We start from the raw sequence: 16,439 nt of genomic DNA on the forward strand, positions 1-16,439 counted from the left end.
GATAGCGACACGGCCTAATTTGAGGTTCTCCCATGAAAACTGGTATCCACCCAGAATACAAAGACGTAACAGCTAACTGCTCTTGCGGTAACACTTTCGTGTTTAAGTCTACTCTAGGTAAAGATCAACTACACCTAGACGTGTGTGACCAATGTCACCCATTCTACACTGGTAAACAACGTATTGTTGATACAGGCGGCCGTGTTGATCGCTTCAACAAACGTTTTGGCGCTCTATCAAGCGGCAAAAAATAAGCTGTTATTCAACAGATTCGAAAAAGGCGCCTCTGAGGCGCCTTTTTTTATTCCACTTTTGAAACTTTTCTTTGCTAGTCGCTTTTATCAGCTTGATCTAAAATGTTGCGGCAAATTATCAACTTTAAAACTTTTATAACAACGACAAGAGAGACAATCCATGTCCGATAACAATGATCAAGAACTCTCTCCAGAAGAGATATTTCGAAACAAAGCACTAGACTATCATGCATACCCTACTCCAGGTAAAATCGCAATTTCACTAACGACATCAGCAGATTCAGCCGAAGATTTAGCGCTGGCATATAGTCCAGGCGTTGCAGAACCGGTTCGAGAAATCGCGCAAAACCCGGAAAACGTTTATAAATATACCGCTAAAGGAAATACTGTTGCGGTTATTTCCAACGGTACGGCTATTTTGGGCTTAGGTAATCTTGGACCAACAGCATCAAAGCCTGTCATGGAAGGTAAAGCACTTCTGTTTAAACGTTTTGCAGGTATTGACTCGATTGATATTGAAGTAAAACACCGAACGACTGAAGAGTTCGTTAATACCGTGGCCAACATTGCTGATACTTTTGGCGGTATTAACCTTGAAGACATCAAAGCACCAGACTGTTTTGAAATCGAAAGGCAGCTCATCGAACGTTGTGATGTACCCGTTTTTCATGACGACCAGCATGGTACGGCAATCGTTACTGCTGCGGGTATGCTTAACGCGTTAGAGCTACAAGGTAAAAATCTTCACGACTGCACGATTGTCTGCCTTGGTGCAGGTGCTGCAGCCGTAGCGTGTATGGAGCTTTTGATTAAGTGTGGCGCGATGCGCGAGAAGATTTACATGCTTGACCGTAAAGGCGTTATTCATACTCGCCGTGATGATCTAAACGAATATAAGCAGTTATTTGCGAATAATACCGATAAGCGCACACTGACAGATGTGATTAAAGATGCTGACCTATTCCTTGGTGTATCCGGTCCAAATCTAATCTCACCAGAAGAACTGCAGTTGATGGCTGATAAACCAGTTGTATTCGCTTGTTCAAACCCAGATCCTGAAATCAAACCTAAATTAGCTCACGCGGTACGTGATGATCTAATCATGGGCACAGGTCGTTCAGACTACCCTAACCAGGTGAATAACGTTTTATGTTTCCCATTTATCTTCCGCGGTGCACTGGATGTACGAGCTAAGGAAATTAATGATGACATGAAGCTCGCAGCTGTTGAAGCTATCCGCCAGTTAGCGAAAGAAGAAGTACCAGTGGAAGTATTAAAAGCTGCGGGTGTCGAGCACCTAAGCTTTGGTAAAGACTATATTATTCCAAAACCAATGGATCCTCGCTTACTTCCTCGTGTAGCAAAAGCTGTCGCACAAGCAGCCGTTGATTCTGGCTCAGCTCGAATTGCAATGCCTGAAGGTTATATGGAAAGCTAATTTCCTAATTCTTTAGAAATACAAAACCGCTGTTAATCAGCGGTTTTTTTACATCCTTTGTTCAGCAGCTTGGTAAGAGTCAAGCAAACTCACCCGATGCAAGTAGGCATTAATATTAGGGTATGGCGCAAAGTCAGTCGTCGTTTTGGCAAAAACCAGTGCTAACACCATTTGAATATCGGCACCTGACAGTGCATCGCCTGCAAGCCAGTCACTTTGCTTCAGGTGGTCTTCCACTAACTCAAGCTGGGGGGTTAAACGCGGTTCAATAAAATATCTGTTCAACGCCGCGATGAACTTTTTAATCACGGGACGAATAAAAAATGGCATTGGCGACGTCAACGATTTATCCAATACCAGCCTCATAACCAGCAATGGCATCATTGACCCTTCCGCAAAATGCAGCCAGAAACGATAATCTAGCAATGCTTGTCCGCCGGAAGGTTTTAGTCTTGCTTGAGTATCATAAGTATCGATCAAATATTCTACAATCGCCCCGGACTCAGCAATCGTCAGATCACCATCAGTAATAACTGGTGATTTACCCAAGGGATGTACTGCCTTTAATGACTCTGGTGCAGCTGACGTCTTAGGATCGCGCTCATAACGAATCACCTCATATTCTAGATCTAACTCTTCGAGTAACCACGCAATCCGATTGGAGCGCGACATAACTAGATGATGAAGCTGAATCATAAACCTAACCTCTCTATTTTTAGTTTCACCCACCCTAACGCTTCACGTAATAATATTCCATAAAAAAGGGCCACATGAGTGGCCCAAAACTGACTATATCGGATTAACGTAACCAGTTCGTTTTACTTAGTTCAACAATTTCATCACCACGACCATTGATAATGGCTTTCATCATATAAACACTGAAGCCTTTTGCGTGCTCCATTTTTATTTGTGGTGGCATGGCCAGTTCCTGTTTTGCTGTATCGACAGACAAGACGACAGGACCAGGATAATGCATCGTCTCTTGAAGGGCGCCAGGGAGCGCTTCTGGATCAGAGACGTGAATCCCTTTAACACCGCACGCCTCAGCGATTTCAGCAAAATTCGGGTTTTCCAAATCAGTATCATCCGATAGATAACCACCCGCTTTCATTTCCATTGCCACAAAACCCAAAGAGCGGTTATTAAAAACAATAATTTTTACTGGCAGATTCAACTGTTTCAGGGAAAGTAAATCCCCCATAAGCATTGAGAAACCGCCATCACCACACATCGCGACAACCTGACGATTTCTATCCACCGCTTGAGCCCCCATAGCTTGGGACATCGCATTCGCCATCGAACCGTGGTTAAAGGAACCAATCAGTCGACGTTGGCCATTCATTTTAAGGTAACGAGCAGCCCAAACCGTTGGGGTACCAACGTCACAAGTAAAGACCGTGTCTTCTGCAGCCTGCTCACTGATAAGACGCGCCAAATACTGTGGATGAATTAAGTTATGTGATGTTTTACCGTCCGCTAAGTCGTCAAGATCTTTTCTCGCTTCCTTATAGTTTTTCAAACAACTATCTAAGTGTTTACTTGAACGATCTTCTTTAATTAGAGGTAATAACCCTTTGAGAGTACTTTTGGTATCACCCAAAACACCAAGATCAATTTGCGCATGGCGGCCAAGTGAACCAGGGTTATTATCGATTTGTAAAATACGTGCTTTCTCAGGATAAAAAGCTCGGTAAGGAAAGCTGGTTCCGACCAAAAGTAATGTGTCTGCTTCGCGCATCGCGTGATAACCAGAAGCAAAACCGATCAGACCTGTCATACCCACATCATAAGGGTTTTCATATTCTAAATACTCTTTACCACGCATAGCATGAACGATAGGTGCCTGAAGTTTTTTCGCTAATTCTACTACTTCGTCATGAGCGCCTTTTGTACCCGCACCGCATAAAAGAGTCACTTTACGACTGCCATTAAGTGCTTCGGCTAATTCATCTAAATCACTTTGCGCTGGAGTATAGAAAGCAGGTTTAGGCTGATTCCATTTGGCAGTCACGCCTTCGGGCATCGCTTTAAGAGCAACATCACCAGGTAGAACCAAGACAGCAACGTCATTATGCAGAATAGCCTGACGCATGGCCGTTTCTAGCATGTACGGCATTTGTTCAGGGTTTGAAACTAACTCACAGAAAACACTACATTCTTTGAATAGTTCCTGTGGGTGAGTCTCTTGGAAGTAGTTGGTACCAATTTCCGACGACGGGATATGGGCAGCAATCGCAAGTACAGGTACTTTGTTGCGGTGGCAATCATACAATCCGTTAATAAGGTGCATATTGCCAGGACCACATGAGCCAGCACAGACAGCAAGTTCACCAGAGATATGGGCTTCTGCACCAGCTGCAAATGCAGCCACTTCTTCGTGACGAGTTCCTAACCACTCAATTGAACCAATTTTTCTTAAACTATCACTGATTCCATTGAGTGAGTCCCCGGTTACGCCCCAAATACGTTTAATTCCCGCTTGGCGTAAAGTGTCCGTAATAAAATATGCAATACTAGTGTTACTCATATAACTTCCCCATTTGTTGAATGGCTGACTTATAAATTTTTATAACGAGGATAAGGATGATTTAAAAGTGTGCTCTACATCTCACTTTTTAATCATCCTCTTCCTATGAAACCAGTTCAAGTAAAAATTATTTGAATCTTTGCAATATTTTTTTATAAGGATGGTGTTTTTAGAATAATAAGGCCTAAAAGAGCACGTTTTCGTCTAAAAGGAAGAGAAACAAAAAAGCCGCTAAATAATTCAGCGGCTTTTCATTAATAAGAGAGATAATTAGTATTCTTCGTCGAACGATTCGAACTCGATTCCCATTTCCGTCATGATTTTTTTCACTTCCGCTGGGATATCATCTGGACGATCTTTACGTAAATCTTCATCAGTTGGTAAAGGTTGTCCTGTGTAAGCATGCAGAAAAGCCTCACATAGAAGTTCACTGTTCGTGGCATGTCTCAGGTTATTAATCTGGCGTCGGGTTCTCTCATCAGTTAGAACTTTCAAGACTTTAAGAGGAATAGAAACTGTAATTTTCTTTACCTGCTCACTCTTTTTACCATGCTCTGCATAAGGACTGATGTACTCGCCATTCCAATCCGCCATTTTTATCCCTCTCTCAAAATAATACTGATTCGAAAACTGAGGACAATTTTAGCGTTATTTACTGCTACAAGCAAAGACATATGGACGTCTAGAAGTATTGACGTCTTTACCAGACAAGTTTAAAGTGTGCATATTACGAAGTAAGGTTCACTTATTTAAACAAGAAGAGAGATGGGTTATCTTTCTCATCGTTGCATTTATTAGGAAGGAAAGCAGATATGTCCACTCATAAGCCAGCTACTATTGCGGTTCGTACCGGTATCGAATCAGACACTCAATATCATGCTGTGGTTCCGCCAATTTACTTATCGACCAATTATGGCTTTCCTGCTTTTGGCGAAGTTCCTAAATATGACTATACGCGCTCTGGTAACCCAAATCGAGGACTATTAGAGTCTGCTTTATCCGAATTAGAAGGTGGTGAAGGTGCCGTTGTTACTAACTGCGGTACATCAGCTTTGAACCTATGGGTATCAACGTTTCTAAAACCAGGCGATACCATTGTTGCTCCTCATGACTGTTACGGTGGTACCTACCGTCTGTTCAATACTCGTAGTCAAAAAGGCGATTTTAAAGTTCTGTTTGTTGATCAGTGTAACGAAGAGGCAATGCAGGCAGCACTGGCGCAAAAACCAAAACTTATCCTGTTGGAAACCCCATCAAACCCACTTGTACGAGTGGTAGACATCGCGAAAGTATGTAAACAGGCAAAAGAAATCGGTGCTCTTGTCGCGGTCGACAACACCTTTTTGTCACCTGTGTTCCAAAAGCCAATTTCTCTCGGTGCAGATTTCGTTGTTCACTCAACAACTAAGTATCTGAATGGACATTCTGATGTCATTGGTGGCGTTATCATTGCTAAAACTCAGGCTCACGCAGAAGAACTTGCATGGTGGGGTAACTGTATTGGCTCGACCGGTACGCCGTTTGATAGCTATTTGACATTAAGGGGATTAAGAACGCTTGGTGCACGTATGCGCGCGCATGAAGAAAACAGCCAGGCAATTTTAGCCTTCTTAACTCAACATGAGCTGGTGAAAAAAGTTTATCACCCAAGTCTTCCTAGCCATCCTGGCCATGAAATTGCGAAAAAACAGCAATCCGGTTTTGGTTGTATGCTTAGCTTTGAATTTGGCGGTAGCTACGAGCAACTGAAACACTTCGTAAGTGCGTTAAAACTCTTCTCGCTTGCTGAATCATTAGGTGGCGTAGAAAGCTTAGTGTGCCATCCAGCAACCATGACGCACCGTGCTATGGGCGAAGAAGCACTCGCTACTGCTGGAGTTTCATTACAGTTGCTGCGTCTTTCTGTTGGTCTAGAAGACGCGTCTGATTTGATTGCAGATTTAACTCAAGCACTTGAGTCATCGAAGGGGATTCAATAATGTCTGAGGCTCGTCACTTACACAAATTTGGCGGTAGTAGCTTAGCAGATCCAAAATGCTACAGACGTGTCGTTGATATTCTCAAGCAGTATTCGAATACCAACGACCTTATCGTGGTCTCTGCAGCAGGGAAAACAACCAATAACCTAATCAGGTTCACTGAATCTCTTGCCACAGCAGAGATTGATTCAGCCGCAATTCTTGAAGAAATTAAAGTATTTCAGTCGACGTTAATTAACGAATTGATTGATGGGCAATCTGCAGTTTCCCTACTTGCTCAATTAGAGGATGAACTGAAATTACTTGCTCAATTCACAGCACCTTTATCCACGTTTGATTACGCAGGTATTCTCGCTCATGGAGAAGTTTGGTCTTCTCGCTTGTTGGCTGCGCTTTTAAATCAAAATGAATTGACCGCGATCGCTCAAGACTCAAGAACATTCCTTCGCGCGCCATCTGGCGCTCAGCCAGAAATAGAGAAAGCCAAATCGTATCCTTTATTGAAAGAGATTCTGGCTCAGTACGCGAATGAACGTATCGTCTTTACTGGCTTCATCGCGCAAAATGACGATGGAAAAACGGTCTTACTCGGACGTAATGGTTCTGATTATTCCGCAACCATCATCGGCGCGTTATCGGAAGTGGAACGAGTAACGATTTGGAGTGACGTTGCAGGTGTCTATAGCGCCGATCCAAGAATCGTCGAAGATGCTTGCCTATTACCACTTCTGCGACTGGACGAAGCCAGTGAGCTGGCCAGATTGGCAGCACCCGTTCTACATAGCCGAACGCTTCAGCCCGTTGCTCAAAGTGCCATTGACCTTCATCTTCGCTGCAGCTACCAACCAGAATCAGGATCTACTCATGTAGAGCGGGTTCTTGCATCAGGTCGTGGAGCGAAGATCATCTCTTCACTAGAAAACGTGATGCTGCTAGAGCTCAACTTTGCGAAAGGCCATGATTTTCAGCGCTTGCTGACATCAACCATGGATTTGCTGCAAAAAGCACAATTAGTCCCTTTGGCAACAGATATCCATGCCGATCAGCAACGTATTCGTCTCGCCTATACCAGCGAACTAGCCAACAGTGCGATTGAATATCTACAGGAACTTGCAATAGAAGCTGAAATTAAGCTTCGTGAAGGCTATTCACTTATTGCGGCCGTTGGTGCGGGAGTGACGAAAAATGCTCAGCACTGTTTTGGGTTTTATCAGCAACTTAAATCATCACCGGTTGAATTTATTACAGAATCGGATACCGAGCTAAGCCTTGTTGCAGTCCTGCGTAGCACCGCCCCACTTGCAGCACTTGTTCAGGGAGTACATACCCAATTATTCCAAGCACAGAAGCGGGTTGGAATTGCATTATGCGGTAAAGGAAATATTGGCTCTAGCTGGCTCAAACTGTTCGCTGAACAGAAAAGTGAGTTGGAAAAGCGGCGTGGTATGAATTTCGAATTAATCGCTATCGTTGATAGTCAATCATACTGGTTCGATGAAGATGGGATCGATGCTAAAACAGCGGATAAGCAATTTAAAGACAAGTCCATAAGCAACGACGGCACCGAGTGGCTGCTAAAACTGGGTAAAGCAGAAAAATACGATGACGTTATTGTATTGGATGTTACAGCCAGTCAAGATTTAGCCAACCAATACCTGGATATTGCTCAACAAGGTTTACACTTGATTTCGGCCAATAAAATAGCCGGTTCGGCATCGAGTGAGTTTTACTATCAGGTCAAAGAGTCGTTTTCTAAGATTAACCGACACTGGCTGTACAATGCGACGGTAGGTGCAGGTTTACCCATCAACCATACTGTGCGCGACCTTCGAGAAAGCGGTGATGAAATTGTTGCCCTATCCGGTATTTTCTCAGGAACACTGTCGTGGTTATTCCAACAATACGATGGTTCCGTACCTTTTAGTCAGCTTGTCGATTTAGCTTGGCAACAAGGTCTCACTGAACCAGACCCTCGGGCAGATCTGGATGGCTCTGATGTCATGCGTAAATTGGTCATTCTTGCCCGCGAAGCTGGCCAAGAAATTGAACCAGATAGTGTTATCGTTGAATCTCTAGTTCCTGAAGAGCTAAAGCCACTCTCTTTGGACGACTTTCTAGATAACAGCCACAAACTTGATGAGCTACTATCAGAACGTTTACATAAAGCCCAAAAAGAAGATAAAGTTTTACGCTACGTGGCACGACTTGAACGTTCAGGTAAAGCAAGTGTCGGTGTTGAAGCGTTATCGGCGGAACATCCTCTGGCCAACTTATTACCATGCGATAATATTTTTGCTATTGAAAGCCGATGGTACAAGGATAATCCTCTGGTCATCAGAGGTCCGGGAGCCGGTCGAGAAGTGACAGCAGGCGCACTGCAATCTGATATCAATTTGCTATCATCATTACTATAAGAAAAAGGAGCTTAGAGCTCCTTTTTTCTACGTGAATAAAACTCAACTTAGCATGAATAAAATTCATGCATAGATCATTGACATTAAATTCAATTCAAGACATTCTTTAGACATATAGACGTCTAAACGTCAATAAGAGTAGCATACTGGGTTTTCCCTTCTTGGAGAGTAGTATTATGGGTTACACACACGCGAGTCACATCGACGCATTAAACCAAAACATTGCTGAATTATCAGATGATATCAATGTGTCCTTTGAATTTTTTCCACCAAGTAGTCCGAAAATGGAAGAAACACTGTGGAACTCCGTGCATCGCCTAAAAACACTAAAACCTAAGTTCGTTTCTGTTACATATGGCGCAAACTCAGGTGAACGAGATCGTACTCATTCGATTATCAAAGAAATCAAAGATCAGACTGGTTTAATCGCTGCTCCTCACTTAACCTGTATTGATGCTACTCGCGACGAATTGATCACCATCGCTGAAGATTACTGGAAAAACGGTATTGAGAGCATTGTTGCGCTACGTGGTGATATCCCTGCAGGTGGTGGTAAACCAGATATGTACGCTTCAGACCTTGTCGAGCTTCTAAAGTCTCGCCATGATTTCGATATTTCTGTTGCGGCCTTCCCAGAAGTTCATCCTGAAGCCAAAAGTGCACAAGCTGACCTTCTAAACCTGAAAAGAAAAGTAGATGCCGGCGCTAACCGAGCTATTACTCAGTTCTTCTTCGATGTAGAAAGCTATCTGCGTTTCCGTGACCGTTGCGTGACTGCCGGTATCGATGTAGAAATCGTTCCTGGTATTTTACCTGTATCAAACTTCAAGCAAGCGAGTAAATTTGCGGCTATCAATAATGTAAAAGTACCAAGCTGGATGACAAAACAGTTTGAAGGGTTAGATGATGATCCAACAACACGTCAGCTTGTTGGTGCGAGCCAAGCAATCGATATGGTGCGTATTCTTTGCCGAGAAGGTGTAAAAGACTTCCATTTCTATACATTAAACCGTGCTGAAATGACTTACGCTCTTTGTCATACACTAGGCGTTCGTCCTCAGGTATAACGAATAATCTACTCTCTCCAGATAAAGAAAAAAGCCGACGATAACGTCGGCTTTTTTACTTAGGATTCTACGTTATCCATTTTACCAATCAGGCTGCGGATTCTTTCTTGCCATGCAGCATGTTCTTGCTGGATAGTCTGAACACGTTGCTCTAACTCTTCACGGCTGGTTCTGAGTTCATTTGCTTCGCTTTCCAGCTTTTGCTTATCTTCTTTTAGTTCTTCCACTTCCATTTGTAGCAAAGTAATGGTGTCTACTGCAGTTTGAATTTTAGCTTCTAGTTGTTCTAGTACTTCAAAAGACATTCGTCTCTCCTCGTTGAATATAGTCTCGTGAAAAATCTTCACCTAATTTGCTTTATTTTACTCACCGATCCGTTCAGAAACACGTCCTATATTGGATAATCGCGCCATTCGCTTAAAAAAAAAGCGTTAATTGACACGATATTAACGAAAACGAATCGAACTGATGTATCCCTGCCCTAAATAGACAGCAATATTCTACAAATTACTTAATGTAATTCAGATCAATTTGATCAAGTGCAACCCGCGAAGGAGCAAAATAGCAAACGTTTAGCTATGGATATGCTAAAATTTCTGCAAATTTTTATTTCTCTCTTTATTTGGAGTAAGCATGAAACGCGAATTAGCGATGGCATTCTCACGCGTCACTGAAGGTGCGGCACTGGCGGGTTACAAATGGCTTGGCCGAGGCGATAAAAATGCCGCCGATGGTGCTGCGGTAGAGGTAATGCGCAGCCTGCTAAATAAAACCGAAATTGATGGTGAAATTGTTATCGGTGAAGGCGAAATCGACGATGCACCGATGCTATACATTGGTGAAAAAGTGGGTTTGGGTGGAGATGCCGTTGATATCGCAGTGGATCCTATTGAAGGCACTCGTATGACTGCAATGGGACAATCGAATGCACTCGCAGTACTCGCCGCCGCTGATAAAGGTAGTTTTCTTAAAGCGCCAGATATGTATATGGAAAAACTAGTCGTGGGACCGGGAGCGAAAGGCTGTATTGATCTACATAAGCCACTCAAAGAAAACTTGGAAAACGTCGCGCTTGCTTTAGGCAAACCTTTAACTGAATTGACCGTTATCACGCTAGCGAAACCACGTCACGATGACGTTATCGTTGAGATGCAAAATATGGGCGTACGCGTATTCGCTGTTCCTGATGGTGATGTGGCAGCTTCGATTTTGACCTGTATGCCTGATAGCGAAGTCGACATGATGTACTGCATTGGCGGTGCTCCTGAGGGTGTCGTCTCTGCAGCTGTTATCAGAGCTCTAGACGGCGACATGCATGGGAGACTGTTAGCTCGTCATGATGTTAAAGGTGACTCAGAAGAGAATCGTAAGCTGGGTGAAGAAGAATTACGTCGTTGTGCTGAAATGGGCGTTGAAGCCAATGTTGTATTGGCGATGGAAGATATGGTGCGCAGTGATAACGTTATCTTCGCAGCAACAGGGATAACGAAAGGTGACCTTCTGGAAGGCATTACCCGTAAAGGCAATATTGCTACCACTGAAACGCTCTTAATTCGTGGTCGCTGCCGTACAATTCGTCGAATTAAATCCATCCACTACTTAGATCGTAAGGACCCGGAAGAAAGAGCCGTAATTGTATAATCATTAAAAAAGGTCGCTCGCGCGACCTTTTATAAATCTGGTAAGAGTCCTGATTAAAACAACTCTTCCGCCACTTTGTACAGATCATTACGTACTGGACGCTTCATGTTCTCGATTGCATCAATAATGTCGTGATGAACCAGAACTTCTTTCTGAATACCGACACAGCGACCACCATAGCCTTCAAGTAAAAGGTGTACAGCGTAGTTACCCATACGAGAAGCCAACACACGGTCGAATGCTGTTGGACGTCCACCGCGCTGGATGTGCCCAAGGACTGTCGCACGAGTTTCACGACCTGTTGCCGCCTGAATTTTACGAGAAAGTTCGTTCGCATCCATCATTAACTCAGTTAATGCGATGATTGCATGCTTTTTACCTTTCTTGATACCGTCCTGAAGGTTCGCAATCAGCTCTTCCATATTCAGGCCAGTTTCTGGCGTAATAATGTATTCACAACCACCAGCGATCGCAGACATCAAAGTCAAATCACCGCAATGACGACCCATAATTTCTACGATAGAAATACGTTGATGTGATGATGAAGTGTCACGCAAACGGTCAATCGATTCAATCACTGTATTTAACGCCGTTAAATAACCGATAGTATAATCCGTACCTGCGATATCGTTATCGATAGTGCCTGGTAAACCGATGCATGGGTAACCCATTTCAGTCAGTTTCTTCGCTCCCATGTAAGAGCCATCACCACCAATAACAACAAGTGCATCGATACCGTGTTTCTTCAAGTTTTCAATCGCTTTCGCACGAACAGACTCTTCCTTAAATTCAGGAAAACGAGCCGAACCTAAAAAGGTACCGCCACGATTGATTACATCTGAAACACTTGAGCGGGCTAATTTAACGATACGATCCTCATACAGGCCTAAGTAACCATCGTAGATACCGTATACTTCTAGTCCAGCTCCTAATGCAGTACGCACGACGCCGCGAATCGCAGCATTCATCCCTGGTGCGTCACCGCCACTTGTCAAAATCCCGATCTTTTTAATCATGCTCACCCCTATGATATTGGGAACTTATTATTTAATAGTTGTAGCCATTTACGAACCTGTCAATAAATGGAGATTCGGTTTCAAACTGTGCAATATGTTACCCGTATTGGAAAGGAATACTACTCTTATTTTGCACCGTTGATTAAGTTTTTAATTTGTGAAAAAGTATTACAACAATGTCGTTATTCTTCGTTGATACATATCATTTTCACGTTCTATTATTACAAAAATTGGCTATTTTTTAATTAATTTTCTATTACCAACCTCTTTTTTTCTGTTCTATTTCTTGATCAAAAATAACTGAATACGGGTCATGATGAACCAATACATCGGCACCTGGAAAATGGCGCTTTAGGTTAAGTTCAACGGTATCAGATATCTTATGCGCTTCAATAAGGCGCATGTCATCGTCCAACTCCAGATGCAATTGGATAAAACGGATAGGACCAGACATTCTGGTGCGAACCCCATGCAAACCCAGAACCCCTTCCACATCCATACAAATTTTACGAATTTGAATAATCTCACTATCGGGAAGTTTTCTGTCCAGTAATGTCTGCGAAGCCTGATAAACCATCCTAATCGCACTCAAAGAGATATAAATACCAATACCAATAGCAAAGATGGCATCCGCTTGAGAAAAGCCATACCAACTAAGCAAAAGAGCAATCATGATCGCGACGTTCATATAGAGGTCGGTTTGGTAATGAAGTGAATCGGCAGCGATCGCTTGGCTTTTGGTTTTTTTCACAACATATTTCTGAAACATCACCAGGCCAGCTGTCGCCAATAAAGCAAATATACTGACATAGACACCGTATTCTGGAGACTGAAGTTGATGTGGTCTAAAGAAGCGATCGATACCATTTAAAATAAGGAAAACAGCAGAACCGGTAATAAACATGGCTTGAGCGAGTGCCGCTAATGATTCAGCCTTACCATGACCAAAGGCATGTTCACGATCCGCAGGTTGCAGTGAATAACGAACAACAATGAGATTGACAACTGACGCTGCGATATCAATAAAGGAATCAATTAGCGAGGCGAGTAAGCTCACTGAACCAGTAACCCACCACGCCATTAATTTAACAATAAGTAAAAGCGTCGCCACTGCCGTTGCAGCCCATGCTGCCGTTGACACCAAACGTGCATATTCTTTTTCCATACAACCTCTCAACTCCCTGATTTGAGCCTATTATAGTGGCGTATTTTTACATAAATCAAAGTATTCCCTTAAAATTAGCACTGTCATTCCCCTAATAAAAAAGGCAGCTTACGCTGCCTTTTTGCTAAAAAAATGGATTATTCCATTGCTGGTTTGGGCTCCATTGGAGGCTGAGGGTGCTTGTCACCATCTGGTCCGCCTTTACCAAAATGACATTCTGCAAATGCTTTAGGACCTTGAGCCCTAAGTTCAGACCATTTGGCTTTCTGCTCTGGCGTCAAGACACTCAGCATTTTATGACGATTTTCCATCATGTGAACACGACGTTCAATCTGTTGATCTGACATTTTCTTCGCTAATGCCTTCGCTTGTTCAGGACTAAAATCTTTACTCAACAGAAGTTTATCTTCTTCTGCGCGAAACGCTTGCATTTGTGCTCTGTGAGCATCCATATCAGCGCGCATTTCCTCACGTTGTTCATGACGAATATCATGTAGTTGATCGCGCTGCTCTGGTGTAAGGTTCAGTTTGCGCATCATGTCACGCTCACCATCTGGGCGACAATCTTGCATCATTGGCCTTTTACCATCGCGATCCTTATCGCCATTGTGTGCAAAGGCGCTAGCGGAGCCAAGTACAACAGGAATCATAGCTGCAGCGAGAATACATTTTTTAAGGGCTTTCATGGATGTTCCTCCAATCTCGGTTCAATTTCGTTTTTCTTAGCGTGTGATTGTAGAATAGCGCCTCATATGTCAATCAACGTATGCAGTGAGTAAAAGAGTGTAAAGACAAGATTTTAGCTGCACCTTTTTCGACCATTTCACCGTAGAATAATTAAACAAGCCAAACGGAGCGAAGCAGATGACTCATATTCTAATCGTAGATGATGACACCGAATTAACTGGATTATTAAAAGAAATCCTAACTCTGGAGGGATTCACTGTTTCTGAAGCTAATGATGGTGAGCAAGCCCTAGATTGTCTTGATGATAAAATTGATCTCATACTCCTCGATGTCATGATGCCCAAACTCAACGGTATGGATACGCTCAAAAAATTACGTGAGAAGTGGCAAACTCCCGTGCTGATGCTGACAGCAAAAGGAGAAGAAATCGATCGCGTCATCGGCTTAGAACTAGGTGCGGATGACTATCTGCCTAAACCTTTTAGCGATAGAGAGCTACTCGCTCGTATTAAGGCCATTCTGCGTCGAACTCAAAATGGAACAGTGGTAAAAAGCGATCACTTAAGCTATCAGGACATCACTCTTTACCCTGGTAAACAAGAAGCGTATTGCAATGAGGAATATCTTGACCTAACCACGACTGAGTTTGCTCTGTTAAGTCACTTTATCCAGCATCCTGGCGAAGCCATAACAAAAGAAACACTGAGTTTGGATGTGTTGGGTAAGCGGCTATCTGCATTTGATCGAGCTGTCGATATGCACGTATCCAATTTGCGTAAAAAACTGCCAGAACGTCAGGACGGTAAGCCTCGCATCAAAACCCTTCGCGGCCGTGGCTACATGATGATTTTGGAGGATTGATGGTTTTACCAAGATTCAATAATTTATATGGTCGGATATTTGCGATTTTCTGGCTGACTATTCTACTCATACTGATAACAGTATTGAGTCTTCCAAGTTTGGACCCGCGAAGGTCAAAAGATCTAGCCGGGAGTGAGTTAGCGCGTTTTATTGATATTCGCGATGGAATTGAACTGCAATTCTCTGGTTTATCTAACCTGGATAAGATTGCCATGCACCTGAGTATGCATGCGGATAGAGGTCGGGATCGAATGCGTTTTTTCCTCACCGATCAGGATGGTAATTTGATTCACTCTGAAACTCGTGAAGACTTTAAAATAAAAGTGTTAAAGAACTTCATCACCTCAAGTGATTCTGTGTCTGAGCCACAGAAAAGGTTATATGGCCGACTGACTATAGCCGGTCCATTTCCTGTTCATCTCGCACAAAAAGACTTATTGCTCTACATCGCGATGCGAACTGATAATGGCCCCCCGTTTATCATTAGGCTTTTAGATAATCCTTTATCATTTTTACTGTTAGCCATGATAGTGAGTACCCCCTTACTACTTTGGCTAGCTTGGGCATTAAGCAAACCAGCCAATCGCTTGGCACAGGCTTCGCAACGCGTTGCGCGAGGCGAATTTAAAAGCGATCCATCTTTGGAATCAGGAACCATAGAATTCAGACAGGCAGGAAGAAGTTTTAATAAGATGGTTGAGGCCGTCAATGGCATGATTTCAGGTCAGCAAAGACTGCTATCAGACATATCTCATGAACTTCGATCACCACTAACACGCTTAACTATGGCGAATGCCCTGGCCAAAAGGAAACTCGGCGACAGTCCTGAACTTGAGCGAATCGATACCGAGGCTCGTCGACTTGAGCAGATGATAGGTGAATTACTTGAGTTATCCCGTATGCAAATCAATAGTCATATGGAGCATGAAACACAATCACTTTCTAGTTTATGGGAAACCATGCTTGACGATGCCCAATTTGAAGCGGAACAAAGCCACAAGACACTGCGCTATTCAGGCATTCCCAATCGTTCCATTTCGGGGAACCCCAAGTTGCTTATAAGTGCACTTGAGAACGTCATTCGCAATGCCATTAAATACAGTGAAAAACAGATTGTCGTTAGCTTTCATACCAAAGGTGAGATATTGCAAATCGACGTTGAAGACGATGGGCCTGGTGTACCAGCTCAAGAGCTTCAAGATATATTCCGTCCCTTTTATCGAGTCTCTACGGCTCGAGATCGTCAAAGTGGCGGAGCTGGCCTTGGACTTGCCATTACAGAAAATGCGGTACGTCAGCACAACGGTAAGCTGACAGCCACGAAAAGCCAGTTTGGTGGGCTTAAAATTGAGTTCGAACTGCCGTTGATAAAATAACCACAATAAAGACA

General features: G+C 43.2%; 15 protein-coding genes. 8 read left to right on the forward strand and 7 right to left on the reverse strand.

Annotation, left to right across the window (positions count from 1 at the left end; all coding sequences use genetic code 11):
- Window positions 1-32 precede the first annotated feature (32 nt).
- Together rpmE and EES38_RS19565 are read left to right on the forward strand one after the other, a co-directional pair.
- Window positions 33-254: a 50S ribosomal protein L31 gene (rpmE, locus tag EES38_RS19560; protein ID WP_124938910.1), complete on the forward strand. Its 222-nt coding sequence runs from the start codon at window positions 33-35 to the stop codon at window positions 252-254.
- Between the two features lie 160 nt (window positions 255-414).
- Window positions 415-1,692: a malic enzyme-like NAD(P)-binding protein gene (locus EES38_RS19565; RefSeq protein ID WP_124938911.1), complete on the forward strand. Its 1,278-nt coding sequence runs from the start codon at window positions 415-417 to the stop codon at window positions 1,690-1,692.
- A 48-nt stretch (window positions 1,693-1,740) separates the two neighbouring features.
- On the opposite strand, the gene EES38_RS19570 is transcribed toward EES38_RS19565, so the two are convergent.
- The 3 genes from EES38_RS19570 to metJ all read right to left on the reverse strand — a co-directional run bounded on the left by EES38_RS19570 (window position 1,741) and on the right by metJ (window position 4,813).
- Entirely contained in the window at window positions 1,741-2,388 is a 648-nt protein-coding gene (locus EES38_RS19570) for a glutathione S-transferase (RefSeq protein WP_124938912.1), read from the reverse strand.
- A gap of 103 nt (window positions 2,389-2,491) precedes the next feature.
- Window positions 2,492-4,219, reverse strand: coding sequence for a ubiquinone-dependent pyruvate dehydrogenase (gene poxB / locus EES38_RS19575; protein ID WP_124938913.1), 1,728 nt, complete (start codon window positions 4,217-4,219; stop codon window positions 2,492-2,494).
- Between the two features lie 270 nt (window positions 4,220-4,489).
- Window positions 4,490-4,813 (reverse strand): met regulon transcriptional regulator MetJ, encoded by a 324-nt coding sequence (metJ, locus tag EES38_RS19580; RefSeq protein WP_124938914.1) that lies wholly within the window; start codon window positions 4,811-4,813, stop codon window positions 4,490-4,492.
- Between the two features lie 218 nt (window positions 4,814-5,031).
- Here metJ and EES38_RS19585 point away from each other — a divergent pair, with 218 nt between their 5' ends.
- From EES38_RS19585 to metF, 3 genes are all read left to right on the forward strand, one after another.
- Window positions 5,032-6,198 carry an O-succinylhomoserine (thiol)-lyase gene (locus EES38_RS19585; RefSeq protein ID WP_124938915.1) on the forward strand — a complete coding sequence of 389 codons (1,167 nt, stop codon included), beginning with the start codon at window positions 5,032-5,034 and terminating at the stop codon, window positions 6,196-6,198.
- A complete protein-coding gene (locus EES38_RS19590) occupies window positions 6,198-8,612 on the forward strand; it encodes a bifunctional aspartate kinase/homoserine dehydrogenase II (RefSeq protein ID WP_124938916.1) in 2,415 nt (804 codons plus the stop codon). The genes EES38_RS19585 and EES38_RS19590 overlap by 1 nt, the downstream gene beginning before the upstream one ends.
- Before the next feature lie 176 nt (window positions 8,613-8,788).
- Window positions 8,789-9,679 (forward strand): methylenetetrahydrofolate reductase, encoded by an 891-nt coding sequence (metF, locus tag EES38_RS19595; RefSeq protein ID WP_124938917.1) that lies wholly within the window; start codon window positions 8,789-8,791, stop codon window positions 9,677-9,679.
- Window positions 9,680-9,738: 59 nt separating this feature from the next.
- On the opposite strand, the gene zapB is transcribed toward metF, so the two are convergent.
- Window positions 9,739-9,984 carry a cell division protein ZapB gene (zapB, locus tag EES38_RS19600; RefSeq protein WP_124938918.1) on the reverse strand — a complete coding sequence of 82 codons (246 nt, stop codon included), beginning with the start codon at window positions 9,982-9,984 and terminating at the stop codon, window positions 9,739-9,741.
- A 328-nt stretch (window positions 9,985-10,312) separates the two neighbouring features.
- On the opposite strand from zapB, the gene glpX reads away from it, so the two are divergent.
- Window positions 10,313-11,320, forward strand: a complete 1,008-nt coding sequence (glpX, locus tag EES38_RS19605) for a class II fructose-bisphosphatase (protein ID WP_124938919.1) — start codon at window positions 10,313-10,315, stop codon at window positions 11,318-11,320.
- Window positions 11,321-11,373: 53 nt separating this feature from the next.
- On the opposite strand, the gene pfkA is transcribed toward glpX, so the two are convergent.
- The 3 genes from pfkA to EES38_RS19620 form a co-directional block, all read right to left on the reverse strand.
- Window positions 11,374-12,336 (reverse strand): 6-phosphofructokinase, encoded by a 963-nt coding sequence (gene pfkA, locus EES38_RS19610; RefSeq protein ID WP_124938920.1) that lies wholly within the window; start codon window positions 12,334-12,336, stop codon window positions 11,374-11,376.
- Between the two features lie 256 nt (window positions 12,337-12,592).
- On the reverse strand, window positions 12,593-13,501 hold the full coding sequence (gene fieF / locus EES38_RS19615; RefSeq protein ID WP_124938921.1) for a CDF family cation-efflux transporter FieF: 909 nt from the start codon (window positions 13,499-13,501) through the stop codon (window positions 12,593-12,595).
- Window positions 13,502-13,638: 137 nt separating this feature from the next.
- A complete protein-coding gene (locus EES38_RS19620; protein WP_124938922.1) occupies window positions 13,639-14,187 on the reverse strand; it encodes a CpxP family protein in 549 nt (182 codons plus the stop codon).
- 178 nt (window positions 14,188-14,365) lie between these two features.
- Here EES38_RS19620 and EES38_RS19625 point away from each other — a divergent pair, with 178 nt between their 5' ends.
- Both EES38_RS19625 and cpxA read left to right on the forward strand, forming a co-directional pair.
- Window positions 14,366-15,049, forward strand: a complete 684-nt coding sequence (locus EES38_RS19625) for a response regulator (RefSeq protein WP_124938923.1) — start codon at window positions 14,366-14,368, stop codon at window positions 15,047-15,049.
- Window positions 15,049-16,425: an envelope stress sensor histidine kinase CpxA gene (cpxA, locus tag EES38_RS19630; protein WP_124938924.1), complete on the forward strand. Its 1,377-nt coding sequence runs from the start codon at window positions 15,049-15,051 to the stop codon at window positions 16,423-16,425. The genes EES38_RS19625 and cpxA overlap by 1 nt, the downstream gene beginning before the upstream one ends.
- The last annotated feature ends 14 nt before the right edge of the window (window positions 16,426-16,439 follow it).

Origin of the sequence: Vibrio viridaestus, assembly GCF_003856525.1 — a bacterium.
In the GTDB taxonomy this organism is placed as follows: Bacteria; Pseudomonadota; Gammaproteobacteria; order Enterobacterales; family Vibrionaceae; genus Vibrio; species Vibrio viridaestus.